General features: G+C 56.2%; 11 protein-coding genes and 1 pseudogene. 6 read left to right on the forward strand and 6 right to left on the reverse strand.

The genetic code is table 11. From position 1 onward, the window contains the following. Positions 1-3: 3 nt before the first annotated feature. From AC0V61_RS04615 to AC0V61_RS04625, 3 genes are read right to left on the reverse strand one after another with little or no spacing between them, the layout of a single operon-like run. Complete coding sequence (locus AC0V61_RS04615; RefSeq protein WP_486156098.1) at positions 4-813, reverse strand: class I mannose-6-phosphate isomerase; 810 nt, start codon at positions 811-813, stop codon at positions 4-6. Then, positions 813-1865, reverse strand: coding sequence for a mannose-1-phosphate guanylyltransferase (locus AC0V61_RS04620; RefSeq protein WP_486156099.1), 1053 nt, complete (start codon positions 1863-1865; stop codon positions 813-815). Before AC0V61_RS04620 ends, AC0V61_RS04615 begins: the two co-directional genes overlap by 1 nt. A gap of 43 nt (positions 1866-1908) precedes the next feature. Beyond that, entirely contained in the window at positions 1909-2673 is a 765-nt protein-coding gene (locus AC0V61_RS04625; protein ID WP_486156100.1) for a hypothetical protein, read from the reverse strand. A 284-nt stretch (positions 2674-2957) separates the two neighbouring features. Here AC0V61_RS04625 and AC0V61_RS04630 point away from each other — a divergent pair, with 284 nt between their 5' ends. Further along, entirely contained in the window at positions 2958-4622 is a 1665-nt protein-coding gene (locus AC0V61_RS04630; protein ID WP_486156101.1) for an MASE1 domain-containing protein, read from the forward strand. Continuing rightward, entirely contained in the window at positions 4580-6010 is a 1431-nt protein-coding gene (locus tag AC0V61_RS04635; protein WP_486156102.1) for an ATP-binding protein, read from the forward strand. The genes AC0V61_RS04630 and AC0V61_RS04635 overlap by 43 nt, the downstream gene beginning before the upstream one ends. Positions 6011-6098: 88 nt before the next feature. Here AC0V61_RS04635 and AC0V61_RS04640 read toward each other — a convergent pair whose 3' ends face one another. From AC0V61_RS04640 to AC0V61_RS04650, 3 genes and pseudogenes are all read right to left on the reverse strand, one after another. After that, a complete protein-coding gene (locus AC0V61_RS04640; RefSeq protein WP_486156103.1) occupies positions 6099-9542 on the reverse strand; it encodes a TonB-dependent receptor in 3444 nt (1147 codons plus the stop codon). Between the two features lie 283 nt (positions 9543-9825). After that, a pseudogene (locus AC0V61_RS04645) lies at positions 9826-10763 on the reverse strand (isopenicillin N synthase family dioxygenase). A gap of 48 nt (positions 10764-10811) precedes the next feature. Then, positions 10812-12056: a NupC/NupG family nucleoside CNT transporter gene (locus AC0V61_RS04650; RefSeq protein WP_486156104.1), complete on the reverse strand. Its 1245-nt coding sequence runs from the start codon at positions 12054-12056 to the stop codon at positions 10812-10814. Between the two features lie 217 nt (positions 12057-12273). Between AC0V61_RS04650 and AC0V61_RS04655 the strand changes: the two genes are divergently transcribed. The 4 genes from AC0V61_RS04655 (at position 12274) to AC0V61_RS04670 (ending at position 19534) form a co-directional block, all read left to right on the forward strand. After that, positions 12274-12990 carry a queuosine precursor transporter gene (locus AC0V61_RS04655; protein WP_486156105.1) on the forward strand — a complete coding sequence of 239 codons (717 nt, stop codon included), beginning with the start codon at positions 12274-12276 and terminating at the stop codon, positions 12988-12990. A 151-nt stretch (positions 12991-13141) separates the two neighbouring features. Next, positions 13142-18694, forward strand: a complete 5553-nt coding sequence (locus AC0V61_RS04660; RefSeq protein WP_486156106.1) for an AMP-binding protein — start codon at positions 13142-13144, stop codon at positions 18692-18694. Between the two features lie 114 nt (positions 18695-18808). After that, positions 18809-19072, forward strand: a complete 264-nt coding sequence (locus AC0V61_RS04665) for an SDR family oxidoreductase (RefSeq protein ID WP_486159449.1) — start codon at positions 18809-18811, stop codon at positions 19070-19072. A 138-nt stretch (positions 19073-19210) separates the two neighbouring features. Continuing rightward, positions 19211-19534 carry a hypothetical protein gene (locus AC0V61_RS04670; protein ID WP_486156107.1) on the forward strand — a complete coding sequence of 108 codons (324 nt, stop codon included), beginning with the start codon at positions 19211-19213 and terminating at the stop codon, positions 19532-19534. Positions 19535-19854 lie beyond the last annotated feature (320 nt).

Consider the following 19854-nt stretch of genomic DNA (forward strand, 5'->3'; position numbering starts at 1 on the left):
CGATCAATTGCTGCGAGTAAGCAGAGTGACTTTGGCCCTGCTAAAATCAATTTGATCAAGGCTTGGCGTGATCAAACACTCGCCCTCGCTAGCAATTACATCCCCTTTTAAACTTTGGACTGTGCCTTCGAGCGGCAGCACAAGAGCGTGAGCTGGATAAGCCGCTCTAATCGCTGCACTTGGAGGGCCCTCCACCCGGTCTAACCGAAAGGGCCGAGCCTCGATCAGCGTGTCCCCGCATTCTGCCACCGTCCCTTTTAGGTCAGGGGGATACGGCGTGCCATTGGCGACGTCCAAAGCGCGATCAAGGTGCAGTTCGCGTGGGCGACCATAATCATACAGGCGGAAGGTGGTGTCGCTGTTTTGCTGCACCTCAACAAGGGACAGCCCTGGACCTATGGCGTGAACAGTGCCCGGCGTCAGGTGGTAGAGATCACCCGCGTTAACTTCATGCCAAGTCAGCAGTTCCTCAATGGAACCATCCTTGGCGGCCTTCCCCATGGCGGTTGCTTCGATCTCTTCATCAAAACCGATAGCCAAGGAAGCACCAGGTTCAGCGTCAAGCACAAGCCAGCATTCCTCTTTGCCATCCTCGCCTTCCAGTGCGTTGTGATCCCCTGGGTGAACCTGCACCGACAGCTTTTCGCTTGTGAAAAGATATTTGACCAAAAGGCCGCTCATTTCAGGTGGAGGCTCAAACCAAATCTCGCCGATACGCTGGCCATCTGGTGCAGCGAATGGCGCTGGGAGGACGTCTCGCCCCCAAACCTTCTCCACCATGCGTTTGGGCAAGGTGCGCACAGGCCGAGCCATTATTGGTTTACCGCGCCAGGCAGTTTGCCCACTTTCTGTGCGCCGTCACGCGAGGTCACAAGCACCTCGCCTCCCGATACGATAATACAGACATCTTCGAGCCCGACCGCGGACACCCGTGGCCCGTCGCTGGTCGCCAGAACACCGGTGCAATCAATCAGATCAACCTGCCCTCGGGTGACGGTGCTGCGCTGACTTGCGCTGTTTTCTTCTTCGCCGCTTTCATCAGCCAAGGCATCGTGCAAGGCTGCCCAATTGCCAATATCTGACCATCCCATGCTGGCAGGAACCATCGCAGCGCGTGCGGTGTTTTCCATGACCGCGTAATCGACCGATTCCCCTTCAATCGAAGAGAAGCTCTCAGCCTCAGGATGGATTGCAGAACCGTTTATCGAAGCCCGCTTCATCGCATCTTTCACGCCCTCTAGCATTGCTGGGCGTTGTTCACCCAAAGCATCGAGGAATGCGCCGGCCCGAAACGCGAAGATGCCTCCATTCCAGCTGTATTCGCCGCTCGCCAGATAGCTGCGTGCGCGTTCCAAATCAGGTTTCTCAACGAACTGAGCAATGGCAAAGCCGCCGTCAAGCGCTTCACCGCGCTTAATGTAACCATAGCCCGTTTCAGGGCTCTGCGGGGTTATTCCAAATGCGGTGAGGTAATCGCGCGCAGCCAATGCCCCGGCGGCGGCCGCTGCATCACAAAAGCTTGCCGGATCAGCGATATAATGATCGCTTGGGCACACCAACATAACGTCACCGGGATCAAGCAGCGCCGCTGCCAAGGCTATTGCAGGCGCGGTATTCTTGGCGGCGGGCTCAATAATGAGCCGATATGAAGCGCCCGCCATCTGCTCTGCAATAAGCTGTTGGTGCGCAGGCCCTGCCACAATGATTGGCTCTGCAAACCGGGGATCAGCCGCAACCCGCCCGATCGCTTGTTCGAACAGGCTTGTCTCGCCAATGAGAGGCAAGAATGGCTTTGGCCGTGCTTTTAGACTTAGAGGCCAAAGCCGGGTGCCGCCTCCGCCACATAAAATAACTGGATGGATCACGTTGTCTCATCATCCTTACTATGAGCTCCACCCTCCGCGTAAGCTATGCACCCTTTCGCGAAGCAGAACAAAACAGACTATTCACCTTATCGCTCGCGAAAATCAACACGATAACCGTAACGCGATGCAACCGCGACACCATCAGCAGTGCGCGCGGGGTTGAAACGAATTTTATCAGAGACAAGACCGCAAACAAGCGCGGTTGTCGCCGCATCGGAGCTTGTTCGTGCAACCGAACAATTGATCGCCCGCCCCTTAGGCGTAACCGTAAAAACAACCGTAACAGATGTACCAAAACGTGAAGAGCGCCCCCCTCGGGCACAGGAAAATCGCGGCGTGGATCGAGCCTGCCAGATTGCACACTAGGCTTTACCGCGATGCCGTTGCCTTGTCCGCCGCCGCCATTACCGCTGCCGGTGCCAAGTCCTTCGCCTTGGTTGCCAGTGCCATCGCCTTCATCCCTTGCCCCTGACGTCTTTGCTTCGCCTGTAGATGAGGCTTTGGGACGAGGCTCTGGCCGTTTGGGAATTTTCGCTGGAGGTGCGGTGACAGGTTCCGGGATGGCCTCCTTGCCTGCTTCCCCGGCCGCTCCCTCATCGGGTTCTGGCGGTGTCTCGGGTTCGTCAGATGCGGTGACCGTGACGGTTAGAACGCTTGCCACCTCCTTCTCAATACTTGCGGTGAAATCCGGGGCAAGCAAACGCGACAGTCCATAGAGCGCCGCTAAATGGAATACGACAATCCCTGCCAGCAAGGGCCAGCGCGGGACTCTCGGTTTTCCCTGATAGCGCGGTTTGGTCTTGATCATCTAAACTCTGCGAATGTGTCTTTGAAATTGTGGGAGTTTGCAAGGGTCTAAGCAAGTCTGCGCTTTCAAAAAGCCCCTGGGTGCATTCGCAGACTTTCTTGCCCCTTTACAACCGGTGATATCTGATGGAGCCCAACATAGAAATTTCGAACGACGTGCCCACTGCGCGACCCGGCTCTCCTTCTGATGGAGCAGGGGGCAAGCTGTGCGCGGCCTTTATACAAGGATCGCCTACTATAAGCTCATCAGCCTTAAGGACGCCTTTCGCTCATCCTTTCACCCAGATGAGCCTGCAAACGCTCTTTGGGCCCAAATCGGACACGCGTGCATGGGTGATTGGATTTGGCCTTGGTCTTACATACGTGCTGGTGGGTGTAACCTGCCTGTATCTCTCCCGCTTTGATGCAACATTTGCTAGCATTTGGTTGCCCAATGCCATGGCAATTGCTGTGTTGTTCCTTGCTCGTCTGCGCAATGAGCTGCCAGCGTTTTTCGCCATCATAGCCGCGAGCATGACAGCCAATTCACTAGCGGGCACCCCGCTTTTGACAGTGACTGCATTCACCGCAGGCAATATCGCGACAATTTTGTTGGTCACTTGGCTGACACGGCGCGCGTGCGGCCCGGTGCCAGACCTTTCGAATTTGTCCCACCTTGGACGCTTTCTTCAATACGGCGGCGTGCTTGGCCCGTTTGCCGGGGCGCTCATTGCCAGCTCCGCAATGGGCTCAGACTTGGCGACAATATGGGGAGGCGCCTCTTCCTGGTTTCTCATTGAGAGCTTGGGGATCGTTCTTCTGGTCCCTGCTTGCCTCCTGCTCGCTCAGATCAAGGCTCAACCATGGCGCAAACTTCGCAAAGATCTTGCAGAAGCTGTCCTGATATCAGGTTCAGGCTTGTGCGCCGTCTATCTCGTCTTCAACCAGAACGCCTATCCGCTACTCTTCCTTATACCTCCGATCACACTGCTAGTCGCTTTGCGCTTGGGTGCACTGGGCACAGCTTTGTTTGTTCCTGGGATTACGGTCGTTGCATGTGTGGCAAGCTATGCAGGCTTAGGGCCAATTGCCGATGGTATCTCCGACAAAGCCACCCAAGTGCACGTCATACAAACATTCATCGCTGCAAATTTTCTAACAGGACTGCCGATAGCATCCATTCTAGCGGGGCGTGAAAGGCTAACAGCTGAGGTTGAAGCAGGACGGCGTGAGCTTGCTTTTCTCACAGAAGGGATCACCGATGCAGTAATGAAAATCGATGCCCACGGTATCGTAAGCTACGCCTCGCCATCGGTCACAGATGTTCTAGGGCGCACACCGGAGAGTTTTGTCGGAAAGCACATTGGTGCACGTTCTCACGACGAAGCAACAGCGCGCATCCTAGAGGTTTTAGAAAAACTTCTGAGCGGTGAAAGCGATAAAGAGCGCATCACATATCGCCGCTATCTTGACGATGAAAATGGCCATCCAGTCTTTATCGAGGCCGATTGCGCTGTACTGAAAGATGCCGCCGATGGTGCGCGCAATGCCATCGTGGTGTCTGCGCGCGATGTGACTGAAAGGGTCGAGCTCGAATTGCTCCTCACCCGTGCCCGCAAATCAGCAGAAGACGCGGCAAGTGCCAAAAACGAATTCCTCGCCAACATGAGCCACGAAATCCGCACGCCTATGAATGGAGTGCTTGGATTTGCTGAGCTTCTTCGCGAGGGGGACTTGAGTGACGAGAACCGTCGCCACGCCGATATGATTGTTCAGTCGGGACGCTCGATGATGATGCTTTTGAACGACATTCTCGACTTATCCAAAATTGAGGCAGGCCAAATTGGCATCGCAACTGAGCCGGTGGACCTGCTTGCAACTATATCGGAATGCGCCGCTCTTTACCGTCCAAGTGTTGAAAAAAGGGGTTGCGGCTTCATTTCTCGGCGACTGACACGACAAGCGCGCTAATCCGCGAAGATGCCACCAGAGACAAGGCACCGTGGATCAAGACCGATGGCTTGCGCCTGCGACAAATCATCCTCAACCTGTTGGGCAATGCCGTCAAATTCACTGAAGAAGGCGAAGTTGAAATCATCGTAACTGGCGATGAGGAAGAGCTCTACATTGAGGTGAAAGACACTGGCATTGGGATTAGCGAAAAGCGGCTTGCGTCCATTTTTGCCCCGTTCACCCAAGGTGAAAGCGACACCGCACGGCGCTTTGGGGGCACAGGGCTTGGCCTTTCGATCAGCCGCCATTTGGCCGAACTCTTGGGGGGGACAATTGATGTGCAGAGTGTTGCAGGCGAAGGTTCGACCTTCCGGCTAACTTTGCCTGCGAATTACACCGAGCCCGCCCTGGCGGAGCCTCTTGAAGATGAGGCCTTTGAACCTTCAATGTTGACCCGGTCAGCAAGCATCCTTCTTGTCGAAGACCATGATGTGAACCGCTTGCTTGTCTCTGAAATGCTTGAGCGCTGCGGTCAAAGTGTTGCGAGCGCGCATGATGGAAACGAGGCCATCGCGATGGTCATCGACAGCATCATGCGCGACAAGCCTTTCGACCTGGTCCTAATGGACATTCAGATGCCGGGTTGTGATGGTTTCGCCGCGACCAGAGCCATCCGGATGGAAGGCATTACACCTGACGAGCTTCCTATCATTGCGCTTACCGCAAATGCGTTCCCAGAGGACTTGGCCGCTGCGCGCGATGCAGGAATGCAAGCCCACCTTGCCAAACCCCTGATTTTCGACGATCTTGCGCGTGCACTCCAACGTTGGTTACCAACCCGCATCGTTGAAAGTGACGAGGTAGAGCATGCCCCAATCGAGCAAGGGCCTGTAGATATAGCGGATTTGGACGCAGCTGCTCCCGTGCCTTCAATCAACGAAGAGCCGGAGACCGAATCCTTTGATGCTCCTTTGTCCGCTGAGATTGTCGATATCTCACGCAATCCGGCGGCACGGCCGCCAAAGATCGGCGAAGTAGCAGTGCCAGAGGCGCCCTTCCGATCTGAACCGCAATCCAGCCTTTCTCAGTTTCACTCACCCAGCATCATAGAACGCTGGACAAAACGTCGCGGGGAAGCCGTAGAAGCGGTTCGCAACGCGTTAGAAGATGGCTCACTTAGTGGAGACGCCGGCTCGCCTGAACATTGTGAAATGGTCGCTAAACTGGTGCATAAGCTTGCCGGCACGGCGGCCATTTTCGGCGAGGCGGAACTTGGTGACCAGGCCGCTGCTCTTGAACATGCGCTGCGCATGCGATTGCCCGGAGATGTGCGCGAGGCGCTGGCATTTGAGCTGTTGAGTGTTGCCGATGATCCGGCCGACACCCTGGCAAAAGCCAGTTCCTAGCCAACAATCACAAGCACCCGAACCCCAAAAACAAACGGCGGAGCCCGAAGGCCCCGCCGTTCATGTCTCTTAGCTGCTAGGCTGCGAATTAGAATTCGTAACGCACACCCAGCTGCATCCGCCATGCGGAGCTTGAGATCGAGATGTTGTTGTTGTCGTCCGGATTGAAGCCGTCGATGATGTAGCGGCCATCCGCATCCACACCGCCGTCAACAAGGTCGACAAACTGACTGCGACTGCGACGGATGTTGGCACCGCTGTCGAGCATGTTGAGGAAGTTCTCAAAGTCGACAAACAGCTCGATGCGATCTTCTTTAATGCCGGTCAAGCTGCCGAGGAATGGCAGTTCTTGGCTGAAACGAAGATCCAGATCGTAGTGCCAGTCATTGCGACAGGTGTTACGCGCTATGGATTGACCAAACTCGAAGTTACACGCTGCAGCGATTTCGGACCCATCTTCCCCGGAAGCTGTGGTGCCGCCTTGGAGATATGTGATCAGGTCTGCAACGTCAGCTGCATCTGACAGCGGTGAGATGTTTGGATCGTTGATCCCGGTCGGGATGTAGAGCAGCGCGTTGTCGTTACCCGAAGATGGGTCTGCAAACACACCGCCGCCATCGAAGGTCAAGCTGTAAGGCAGACCCTCTTGCGCACGGAACAAGATCGCGATGCCGGTGTCGAAACCATCGAAGAACTCTTCGCGCATGAACAGTGAAGCGGTGAAGTTGTGACGCGTTTCAAAGTTCGAAGTCGAGTTCGCTGGGTTCTGACGATCAAAGGCTGCACTAACGTCAAATGACGAGGTCGCAGTTGATGAACCAACGTTACGGAAGTTGGTTGAGTCAGTGAAAGCATAACCGAAGTTTGCTGTGACCGAACCGCCTTGCGTTAACAGGCCTTCGCTGAAGGTCTTGTTCAGGACGATCGATGCGACGTGGCTTTCGTAGCTCCGGCCATTGGTCAGCTGAATGTTGTCGTCACGACGGGTGTTGAAACACTCAGCGGTGAGGCCGCTGTATACTGGCGGCGTGCCACCAGAAACAAGCGTTGCGTTACAACCAGCAGCGGTTGCATCAACCGCCTGATAGATCGGACGACCGTCGACAGTGAAACCGCCATTGGTGCGGATGTCAGGTGCCTGTGACAGATCGACAAAGTTCAACGTGTCGTTGAACCGTGAGTAGATGTAGTCAAGGTTGAGGTTCCAGTTGCTGAAGAACCCGCCCTCTGGACCAAATGTGGTCTGGAAGCCGACGTTGGCACGAACAACAGTGGGAACGTCGAAGTCCGGGTCGGTTGACTGGACATCGTTACCACCCACAGCTGCTACGTTCGCACCAGCCTGGATAGCACATGCTGGGAAGCCAGTGAATGAACCACCGCTCAGGACATTAAACGAACCATTTGCGTCAAGAAGGCCGGCACATTCTGCATCGAAGGTATCACCGTTCGCACTTGCAAAGCCATCGTTCGAGAAGGCGTTTGAGTAGTACACAACCGGGTCACCGCCTGAGAAGACGCCAACACCGCCAGTGATACGGCTGTCTGAGAAGAAGCCGTCGTTAAACAGTTCATAGGTTGCAGAGATACGCGGCAGAAGTACCGGATCGAGACGGCCGAACGAATTGGCGTTGGTGAAACCATAACGCTGAAGGAAGTTCGGGTTCGCACGCGGTGCGTCGCCATCATAGAGTTGGGCGCGGATACCAGCGGTGATCGAAAGCTGATCCGTAGCCTGCCACTCATCCTGAGCATAGAATGAGTAGATGGTGCGGCCAAACTGGGCTGCTGCGTTGTTGATGTCGCCGTTAAGGCTGGTTGCGATCGTCGCACCGCCCAACGCTCCGCCACCGACCAGATCATCGACACCGCCGAAGACTGATGAGAAGAAGCCTGGTGCAACAACACCGTTTTCGAAGTTGTCGAGGCCATCGAAGAAGATCGTGCCTGTCGCGTTGATGGCAAACAGGTTGAATATCTCGAGATCGTTCACTTCGACACCAAACTTAAGGAAGTGGCCTGAGCCAGCATCATAGTTCATTTGGAAGCGAGCCTGATCGATCCGTGTGTCGAGCTGGTTGGCTGAGCGGAAGATGCCTGGGCCGGTTGAGAGAAGACCGTTTTCGGTCGAAGTACCGTCTGGCGCAACGCCCACAGCAAGACGAACAGTTGGCGAGTCTGATTGCGCTTCACCAAAGCCAACTGGGCCTTGAACGTCGCCCACTTCAGAACGGCTTACACGAAGCTCGGTTGAAATCGAGTCGCTCCAGTCAGAGTAGAGACGCAGGGCATAATAGTCCGAGACCGTGCCCTCATCCTCAAAGCTGTTGAAGCCTGTGATATTCTGGTTGCCGAAATCGCTTTCGATGTTCGTTTCTTCGAGACGCTGATAGCTTGCCTCAAGACGGTGATCATCGGTGATGATTGCATCGACACGCGCAAAATAGCGTTGTGAGCTTTCAGCCAACTGAGCTGGATACCCACCGATATCGATGCCGTAGACGTCGTTCGCGATCTGAGCAAAACGATCAAACTGCGCTTGGCTCACGAAATCAGCTTCGTTGGTGAAGCCACCACCTGCTGGACCAAAGTTGTTCCCGTCACCAAGGTCGGTTTCTTCATAACCCAAAGAGAAGAAGAGACGATCAGGAATGATGGGTCCATTCAGCGTCGCGCCCCAGCGCTTTTCTGAACCTGCGTTAAGTGGGCGGCCATCGATCTCGTCAGCGAACAGACCTTCGTCGAAATAGGTGTAGAACGCAGAGCCATGGAACTCGTTACTACCGGATTTGGTCACAACGTTGACCAAGCAGCCAGTGAATTCTGAGTATTCAACATCAAACGGAGCAAACTCAACAGACGTCTGCTCGATCACATCAAAAGGCAGTGGCAAGGCGTTACGTGCTGCGAACGGCGTACCGTTCAGACCAAAAACGTCGGCTTGGACCGTGCCGTCAACGGTGAAGGTGTTCGAACGATCGTTACCGCCAAGACATGAAACGCGGTCAACTTCGTTTGAGCGGTCAAGGCTTACACGAGGGTCAATGCGGATGATGTCGCGAATGTCGCGAGTGATCGATGGGAAAGCTTCGAGCGTTTGTGTGTCGAAGGCTGTACCTGGGCCAACAGCAACTTGCGTTACCTGAGCGCGGGCGCCGGTCACAACGATCACGTCTCCCGACGCGCTCTCAGTCAACGAGAAGCTGAAACCGGTGTTACCAGAGATATTAGTGAAGACGTTTTCAACTGTTTGGCCTTCGAAACCAGCAGCCGTCACAGTGACGGTGTAAGGACCGCCAGGAGGAAGAGACTGGATACGAAAGTCACCGTTTGTACCAGCGGTTGTATCGCGGGTTTGACCGGTACGCTCGTCGACTACGGTTACGCTAGCGCCAGCAAGCGGACCGCCATTTGCGTCGCTTACGCTTCCCTCGATACCCGAGGTAATTTGCTGCGCATAGGCAGGTGTTGCAATTGCGGTGGCAGCGGTCAGGCTAACTACGCTGGCTGCCAAAAAATACTTTAACTTCATGAGAGGGTGCCCCTTACCAACAGGAAATCGGAAACTGGACGCGGCCCTAGGGTCGCTGTGCGACCGCATGAGGTCGTTTTTGTGACAAGTCTATGACACCACCAATGCGGGCTCGGGATATCTTTTTGAAGAGAGCCACCTCACCCCGCAAAAACCAAGGAATTCTGCGGAACTCAGCTTTGTGTTGCAGCTAAGTCACGCAGGTAGGGTTTTTAAAATTTGCCTAAAACAATGCCTGGAGCTTCGCGATCTCAGCGGCTTGATCACTTAGGCGAATAGGGAATCAAGCAAGGTTTATCTCGCGCAGACGCTGCAAAAGGAAATCGTGGCTGCTGATGGGCACCTCTGGCTTTGCACCTTCCCGCTCCAAGCAACTTTCCAGTGGCTCAATGATATAGTCAGGCCGGAAGTGGAGGAAGAACGGCATAGAGTAACGCGAACGCTGTGCCCCTGTACCTTTGGGATTTACCACTCGGTGCGTGGTCGAGCGCAGAATACCAGCGGTCAATCGCTCCAACATATCGCCTACATTGATGACGATGGAGCCTTCCTCGGCATAGACGGGGTGCCATTCACCCGACTTGGTCAAAAGCTCAAGCCCGGCTTCTTCTGCCCCCAACAAAAGCGTGATCGTGTTGATATCACCATGAGCGGCTGCACGAATAGCGCCTTCTGGAGCATCAGGTCCAAGCGGCGGGTAATGCAAGAGGCGCATCACTGAATTTCCGTCTTCGACTGTTGGCGCAAAGAAATCACGCGGAAGTTCAAGATGAAGCGCTATCGCTTCAAGCACGCGCAACCCGGTAACCTCAAACGCAGAGTACAGCGCGCTGAAAGTCTCTTCAAAATCTGAGACCTCTTTGGGCCACGTATTGGGAGCCATAAATTCTGCGAGCGCATGTCCCTCCGGCAAATTGCGACCAACGTGCCAGAATTCTTTCAAGTCAAAGACGTCTGCGTCCTTGGCCTTTTCCGTGCCAAAAGGTGTGTACCCGCGCGACCCCCTTTACCCGGTTGGTGGTAATTATGCTTCACATCTTTGGGCAGGGAGAAGAACCGTTTCGACGCTTCTTCGGCCTTATCGATCAGCTCTTGCGGGATGCCGTGATCGCGCACCACAGCAAAGCCAAATTCGGCGAAGCTGCGGCCCAAATCCTCAGCAATATCCTGAGGCGGCTGGGCAAGAGAGACAGAGGCGATGTTTGCTGCGGTCTGGGTCATAGGCTGCACACATAATAGGGCCAAGCCGCCTGTTCCAGCCCGTTCGGCCTAAAACGGCAAAAACAGGCTTGCGAGCGCTGCACTCATCAGATTGGCAAGGCTTCCCGCCGCCAGTGCTTTGAGGCCTAGTCGTGCGATGACCGGGCGTTGATTGGGGGCAAGGCCGCCAGCCACTGCCATCTGGATCGCGATGGACGAGAAATTGGCAAACCCGCACAACGCAAAGGTCAATATCGAGCGGCTGCGCTCAGTTAGGCCTTCCACCGCGCCAAGTTCGATAAAGGCTACAAATTCGTTGAGGACAATCTTCGTGCCGAACAGCCCGCCAGCAATCTGCGCCTGCTCCCAATCAGAGATGCCGATTAAAAACATAACAGGGGCAAAGACATATCCGAGCAATTGCTGGAAGGTGATGTCCGGATAGCCGAACCAGCTGCCAACTCCGCCAAGCAGGCCATTTGCAAGTGCAACAAGCGCCACAAAAACCATAACCATCGCGCCCACCGCAACAGCAAGCTTCACGCCGGTCTGTGTACCTTGAGCCGCCGCTTCGATAATATTGGCAGGCTTTTCGCCTTCCTCGAAGGTTTCAGAAACAGTGACAGTCGCAAGCTGTTTGTCATGCTCGGCAGCTTCCTCCGGATCATCAGGCATGATGATCTTTGCCATCAATATTCCGCCAGGCGCAGACATAAAGGCTGCGGCAAGCAGATAAGGCACAGCATCTTCGCCTAGGAAAGAAGCGTAAGCGGCAAGAATGGTCCCTGCAACGCCTGCCATGCCCACACACATCAAAGTGAAAAGCCGCGATGGCGGGAGGGCTGCAAGATAAGGGCGGACCACCAGGGGGCTTTCTGATTGACCCACAAAGATATTCGCGGCGCTGCCCAAAGCCTCCACCTTACTGATACCGGTTAGCCAGCCAATCGCTCCACCAAGCCAGCTGACAAGCCGCTGCATAATTCCAAGATAATAAAGGATCGACACTAGCGCTGCGAAGAACACGATCACAGGAAGCGCGGCGATCAAGAAAGTATTGGCAAACGGATTGGTGCCCATCGGCCCAAACAAGGTCTCAATCCCGCTGACCGAGTATCCAAGCAGCGCGATCACACCATCAGAAAGAAACTGGATCGTCACCACCCCAAAGTCTGTGCGCAAGACCAGGAGAGCCATAATAGCTTGCAATGCAAAGGCTGCTCCCACAACCCTCAGCTTGATACGCTTTTTGCCGGAAGATAGCGCAAATGCGATTGCCAATATGGCGATAATCCCAAGGACGCTGAATAGCATCGAAGTTGCCGTTTCACTCAAAGTCAGCACTCAATGACAGTCGCTCGCGTGATATCGAGACCCTGCCCCCTCTTTATTGCATTAATCCGTTGATGAGGTGGCAGTTTGCGAAAGACTGCGCAAGTGGGTCTTCACAAGACACCGGTGACAGCCTCTTTGCCCAGGCTTTCGTTTTGACGGCTTCCCTTTTTGAAGGCCCTCGCCTAGCCCTTACGCAATGAGTGACACCGCACCCCAACCGCAAAACCCCGCAAGCATTTCCATGCCGCTGGGGTTGTTCGTTTTTACTCTGCTTTATGGGGGAATGACCGTTCTTGCAGGCGTGCTCGCCTTTAAACAGGTACAATTGTGGCCAACCGAATTGGCCGTAGAATCCGGAATATTCGCCTTCCTCCTTCTGGTGGTCATCTCGAGCACTTTGTCCCAGCTTTACGGACGAAAAATGGCGACCCGGATTGTTTGGTGGGGGTTTTTGCCGCTCGCGATCGCGTCCTTGCTTATGCAGCTGGTACTCAATCTCCCGGCGTCACCTGAAATGCTGCAAGGGCGCGCCGATGATCTGGCAGCGTTTGAGCAGGTGCATTCAACCGTTTGGCGTGTCTGGGCCGCGGGTCCAGCGGCTTACATCGTCTCGCTCTTGCTCAATATCTGGATCTTTGATCGGCTCAAAGGATCGGGCGAGACATCAACCTTAGGCCTAATGGTGCGCGGTGCTTTGGCCTCGGCGCTGAGCCAAGCGCTCGACTCCGTCATATTCATTACTTTAGCGTTTTACGGCCTCTTTCCGATCATGAACCTTATGATCGGACAAATCATTGCAAAGGTCGTTTTGAGTATCGTCTTGGTACCCTTCTTGATCACTTTTGGAGTAAAAGCAGCCCGCTGGTTGGACGCTCGGAAAAATGCGCAAGATCAAGCCCAAGAGCTCGCCTAACCGGCTAGTCAGCCAAGAATTGCCCCCCAAAAAAAGCCAGCCCGTGCCCGTGCCCATGATTGGCGCACTGGCAACTACCTTTTCTAGCAAGCGCGAGATGAGCAACAAACAACAAGCGCTTTGGGCTCTATGCTGATAATGGGAGGGTGGCATGAAATATTCGTCCAATAGATCGCAACCATCCTCGAGATCGGCGCCTATTGCAGACCGCGAGCAGTACGCTCGTCTTCAGGCCGAATGCTCACAGGAGCCCGGACGTTTTCATGGCAGTTTGGCCAAGCGCAATGTGTGTTGGCTTATACCAGAGCACAAAGCATGGGCTTTTTTCGATGAGGGCAAGAATGCTTGGATAGGCTGGGATGCGGCAAGCGGCGAGGCCGTGGCCCTTGATTTGCCGGAGAGCTTCGAGCCGTGGGACCGTGCTTTCAACGATGACAATGCGCCAAACTGGCGTTGGTTCGAAGGGGGATTAACCTCCACCGCGTTCAACGAATGTGACCGCCATGTGCTTTCAGGCCATGGGGATGAAGCAGCCCTGATTTTTGAGGGCGACCGCTGGAATATGGCCAGTGAGGAAGGTCGTGGCGGCCCTGTCGATGCAGAAGTCATTTCGCGGCGCAAATTGCTATTGGAAAGCGCCAAATGCGCGCTCGCCTTGAAGGCTCTGGGCGTTGGACCAGGCGACCGAATTGCGCTCAACATGCCGAGCATTCCTGAGCAGATTTATTGGACGCAAGGCGCGAAACGTCTCGGCGTTGTTTACACACCTGTGTTTGGTGGGTTCTCTGACAAGACACTGTCGGACCGGATCGCTGATGCAGGAGCGCGCGTGGTGGTCACCGCTGACGGCTCCTATCGCAACGCACAGATGGTGCCGTTTAAGCCGAGCTACACCGATCCTGCGCTTGATAATTTTCTTGGTGTTAGCGTGGCTATGGATCTGCTTGAAGAAGCATTGGCTGACGCGGCGCTTGAGGTTGCGCCTCAACATGCAGAAGCGATCAAAGAGACCGTTGCTGAGCTGCTCGACGGCGAGGTCACGGTTGAGCGCTCCGACGTGATGCGCGGCGTGGGCAAGGCGCTCACCGCGATTGCCTCAGGCGAAGGTGCAGGCGGGCATATGACCCCGCGTCAGTCTGCCCAGTTGCGTATCGCGATAGCCAGCGCCTTGGTCGCGTCGCCGTCGCGCGTCGATGCTGTGGTGGTGGTCAAACACACCGCACAGCCAGACCTTCCGTGGAACGAAGACCGCGATCACTGGAGCGACGATCTCACTGATGCGGCCCTCCAAGAAATCCTGACGGCGGCGCAGGGGGCAGGCTTCGATGTTGCAGATGAGGCGGGTGTCTACGCCCTCTCCGATACCGATTTCGTTCGCGCCATTTGGGCAGCCTCCCCTGTGCTCGCTGTCGATGCAGAATTCCCAAATTTCATTATCTATACTTCAGGCTCAACCGGAAAACCCAAAGGCGTTGTCCATGTGCACGGATACGCAGCCGGCATCGCGGCCACCATGCCGATGGCGTTTGGAACGCAAGCTGGCGATACGATGTATGTCGTCGCTGATCCGGGCTGGATAACCGGGCAGAGCTATCAAATAGCCGCCGCGCTTCTGGCACGTGTAACAACAATCATCACTGAGGGCTCACCTGTTTTCCCGCATTCCGGGCGCTTTGCCTCGATAATCGAGAGATACGGCGTCAACGTCTTCAAAGCAGGCGTCACTTTCTTGAAGGCGGTGATGCAGAACCCTGAGAATCTAAAGGACATCCAGCGCTACGACCTTTCCAGCCTCAAGGTCGCAACCTTTTGCGCGGAGCCCCTATCCCCCGCGGTTCAAGCCTTTGCGATGGAGCATATCACCGAGCGCTACATCAATTCCTATTGGGCAACCGAACATGGCGGTATGGTGTGGTCGCACTTTGCGAGTGCAGACGGCCGGCAAAGTGATGGTTTCGCGCTAAGGGCCGATGCTCACACCTATGCGCTTCCTTGGATCATGGGCGACGTCTGGGTTGAGGACGCTGATGGCGGCGAGAAGGCGCAAATCCCATACAAAAGAGACAAGGACGCAGGCGGTGTCTCTTGGCGGCGGGCCGAAGCTGGTGAGAAAGGCGAAATCGTCATTGCCCAGCCCTACCCGTATCTGACCCGGGCCATCTGGGGGGACGTTGACAATTTCATTGTGGAACAAAATGACGGCACCGCTCGTATAGTTGACACTTGGCGTGGCGATGAGGTCCGCTACGCCAGCACGTATTGGAAACGGTGGAAAGGCGCTTGGGCCTATACGCAAGGTGATTTTGCCATGCGTCACCCGGACGGATCTTTCTCCCTTCATGGCCGCTCTGATGATGTGATCAATGTTTCGGGTCACCGTATCGGGACCGAAGAGATTGAGGGCGCGATCCTTCGCGACAAAGCGCTCGACCCCAACTCTCCCGTGGGCAATGTCATCGTGATCGGAGCGCAGCACTCCCAAAAAGGTGTGACCCCTGTTGCGTTTGTGACCCCGGCTGCCGGTCGAAGCCTGACACAGGACGACAAGCGCCGCCTCACCGATCTGGTGCGCACCGAAAAGGGTGCGGTTGCGGTGCCGCAGGACTTTATCGAACTCAGCGAATTCCCAGAGACACGATCGGGCAAGTATATGCGGCGCATGGTGCGCGCTATCGTCGAGGCCGAGGGGGCGGACAGCGCTGAGGTCGGCGACACTTCAACCCTACGCAATCCCGAGAGTTTGGACCAACTCTCCCGCGCGATCCAATCGTGGAGCCGCAAGCAATCGCTCTCCGACACGCAGGCCCTGTTTGAGCGCTATCGTTTCTTCACCATCCAGTACAACGTCGTCTCAGCAGACAAACGCGTTGCGACGGTGACGGTCAAAAACCCGCCCGTGAACGCGCTCAACGAACGCGCATTGGACGAGCTGGTCATCATCGCCGAGCACCTTGCGCGCAAAGACGATGTGGCTGCCGTGGTCTTCACAGGCGCTGGGACAGCAAGCTTCGTTGCAGGCGCTGACATCCGCCAGATGCTTGAGGAATTGAACAGCGTTGAAGAGGCCAAAGCGCTTCCCGACAATGCGCAGCTTGCCTTCCGCACGATCGAGGAAATGGGCAAGCCCAGCATCGCCGCCATTCAAGGCGTTGCGCTGGGCGGAGGTATGGAGTTTGCGCTCGCGTGCCATTACCGGATTGCCGAACCCAAGGCGCGTTTTGGTCAACCTGAGATCAACCTTCGCCTGCTCCCCGGCTATGGCGGAACACAGCGTCTCCCGCGCCTTTTAGCGAGCCGGAACGGTGAGACCGGTCTTCGCGATGCGCTGGACCTGATACTTGGCGGCCGTGCGATTGATGCAGAGGCGGCGCTCGCGATTGGCGCGGTTGATACACTGGTGAGCGGGGCGGAGAATGCGCTTGCGCTCGCTCATGCGATGGTGCGCGATTTCGTTCGCGATGGCGAGGCGAGCGAGCTGGGACAGGCTTTTGCCGAGCGCTGCACTCAAACCGAATTGTGGCAATCACCCGCTCTGATTGATCTCGATGAGGTGCTGAAGGACGAGTTTCTCCAGCGCATCCTCAAACAACTCAAATGGGCAGGTCGCGATAAGGCTGGCGAGCGGGCGTTGGACGCCATCCGCACCGGCTGGAGCGAAGGTATGCCAGCGGGTCTCGCGCGGGAAGCTCAGCGTTTTGCCGAAGCAATCATCGACCCCGAAGGCGGCAAAACCGGCATCCAGCAGTTCATGGACAAGGCCAGCCCGCCGCTGCCCGTGCGCCGCGATGGCGTATGGGAAGACGACACGCATGAGGCCACGAAAGCCGCACTCATCGAAGAGGGCAAATTGCTGCCTCTGGGCGCGGCCTTCTACCCTGGCGTTACCGCCATTCCGCCCAAGCAACTCGCTTTCGGTATCGCCCGCCACCCAGACACAGGCGCGCCGCGCTTTGGCCCGCCGGCAACGCATGAACGCGAGCTGGTCGTCAACACGCCCAAGCCCCGAGCAAACGAAGCGCTGATATATCTCCTCACCTCGGAGGTGAATTTCAACGACATCTGGGCGCTCACCGGCATCCCCGTCTCGCCCTTCGATGCGCATGACGAAGATGTGCAGATTACAGGGTCTGGCGGCTTAGCGCTTATCGCAGCGCTCGGAAGCGAGCTTAAGGAAGAGGGGCGTCTGGCGGTAGGCGATCTTGTCTCGGTCTATTCGGGCACAAGCGAATTGCTGTCGCCCATGGCAGGCGATGACCCGATGTATGCAGGGTTTTCGATCCAAGGATATGAGACCAAAACCGGCAGTCATGCGCAGTTCCTGACTGTGCAAGGGCCGCAATTGCATCGCCCACCTTCTGACCTGACGTTGGAGCAGGCCGGGGCATACACGCTTAACCTTGGCACTGTGGCGCGGTGTCTGTTCACGACGCTGGAAATTCAACCGGGCAAGACTGCGTTTGTGGAAGGGTCTGCGACCGGCACGGGGCTTGATGCGCTCAAGTCCTCGGTCCGCACTGGGCTTGCTGTCACTGGCCTCGTCTCGAGCGAAGACCGCGCAGACTTTGTGAAATCGCAAGGCGCTGTCGGAGCGCTCAACCGCAAAGACCCCGTCCTCGCAAACTGCTTCACCGCCATCCCAGACGATCCCGAAGAGGCGCGCGAATGGGAAGCTCAAGGCCAAGAACTGCTCAATGCCTACCGCGCGATGAACGGCGGCAAGCTTGCAGATTACGTGGTCAGCCACGCAGGCGAACGCGCCTTCCCTCGCTCGTTTCAATTGCTCGAAGAGGGCGGACGCTTGGCATTCTACGGCGCGTCCTCTGGCTATCACTTCTCCTTTATGGGCAAGACCGGCAGCGCCTCCCCGCAAGATATGCTCTCACGCGCAAACCTTCGCGGTGGCGAAAGCGTGTTGCTCTACTATGGCCCCAATTCGACCGACCTCGCCGACGAAACTGGTCTAGAGATGATCGAAGCCGCGCGGTTGTTCAAAGCGCGCATGGTGATCGTTGCCACCACCGATGGACAGCGCGAATTCCTGCAATCGCTGGGGCTTGAGGACTCGGTCGAAGGCATCCTTAGCATCGAAGGTCTAAAACGCCGGAGCAGCGACTTCGACTGGCCCGAGACTATGCCGCGCCTGCCCGATGCACGCGCCGATATTGAGAGCTTCAAGAAAGCTGTTCGCGCTTATCAGCAGAACACGATGAAGCCGTTTGGCACTGCGGTGGGCAAGCTCCTGCGCTCTCCCGGCAACCCTCGCGGTGTGCCTGATTTGGTGATTGAGCGTGCTGGTGCTGACACGCTCGGCATCTCAACAAGCCTCGTCAAACCCTTTGGCGGGCGGGTGATCTACGCGGAGGAGATGAAGGGCAATCGCTATACCTTCTATGCTCCGCAGGTTTGGACCCGCCAACGGCGCATCTACATGCCGACGGCGGAGATTTTCGGGACGCACCTGTGCAATGCCCACGAAGTCACGATGATGAATGAGATGGTCGCCGCCGGCCTTCTCGACGTGACCGCGCCCACCATGGTGCCTTGGGAAGGGCTCCCAGAGGCGCACCAGGCGATGTGGGACAATTCCCACACCGGTTCGACCTATGTGGTCAACCATGCTTTGCCAGCCACAGGGCTCACAACAAAAGACGAGCTGCTCGAATATTGGGCGACCAGAGACGCAGATACCGGAGAGACATCATGAGCACGATCGCTACCGCGAGCAAAAACTGCCGAGGCCAAAGCGGGCCGCCTTGATAGGAAGGTCGCTCTGATCACAGGCGCAGCGGGCAATCTGGGCAGCGAGATCGCTCGCCTGATCAAGGAGCAAGGCTCTGGCTATGTCCTCAATGTCTCCAGCTACTTTGGCGACGAGAAATTGATGGCGGTCGCCTATCCCCACCGCGCGAATTATGGCCTCTCCAAAGCTGGCCAGCGGGCGATGGTGGAGAGCTTCTCGCCCTTCCTCGGACCTCAGGTCCGGTGCAACACCATCGCGCCCGGACCCGTCGACGGAGACCGGCTCTCTGGCACCGGGAACCAAGCCCGGTCTGTTCCAGCGCCGTGCGAGACTTGCCCATGAGAATAAGCGCCACAATGCCGTCTATTCCGCCGTCATCAAAGCCATTCGCGGCGGCGCGGATGCGGCCAAGATCCTCACCCGCCTCTCGCGCAATTCGATCAGCACGGTGAGCTACGATATCATGCACTCGAAGAGGCGATGGACAATACGCTCTCCAAATGGGGGCATCCAACCACGGTTCTCTCCATGCCCTGCGACGCGCTTCCGGCGCCTCTGTTTGAGGAGGGCAACCCGCTCACAACGGCTGAATTCTCGCAGCTCGTCGAGGGGAACATCACCCGCCACTACCGCGTGACCCGCAAGGCCTCGCTCTATGGTAAGCGTCAGGTCGTACTGGTGTCACTCGATGTGCCGTATGGCGAAGACAGGGCGAGGGTTGCCCTTGCGAACTTTGTGAAGATCAGCCTCCATGCCTTCACCGCCACGGTTGCCGTTGAGAATGAACGGCGGGCATCTGCATAGCGCCCGTCTTTTCAGACAATAGTTTCTGAAACTCCGCGCCTGTCAGCTCATGAAAGGCGCAAGGGATTTCCTTGATGCACAAATAGCTTTCAAGCTTGCCTGTGAAATAGGAGATTTTGAGACCATAAACAGTGAGCCTCTCCGACCTTTAGGGGATTACTAAAAGGCAAGTCGACCAGCGAAGTGTGCAGGAGATCCTAAGGCTACCAAGCGATACAAAATCGACGATTGTCAGATCGTGCCGAGCGGCTAAAGGTTTCAATATGAAATCGAGCTCTCCTTTCTCGAAGCAAAGATTACACTGTCCGACAAGGGCAACC

The sequence above is a fragment of the Erythrobacter sp. JB1-4 genome, assembly GCF_057365025.1.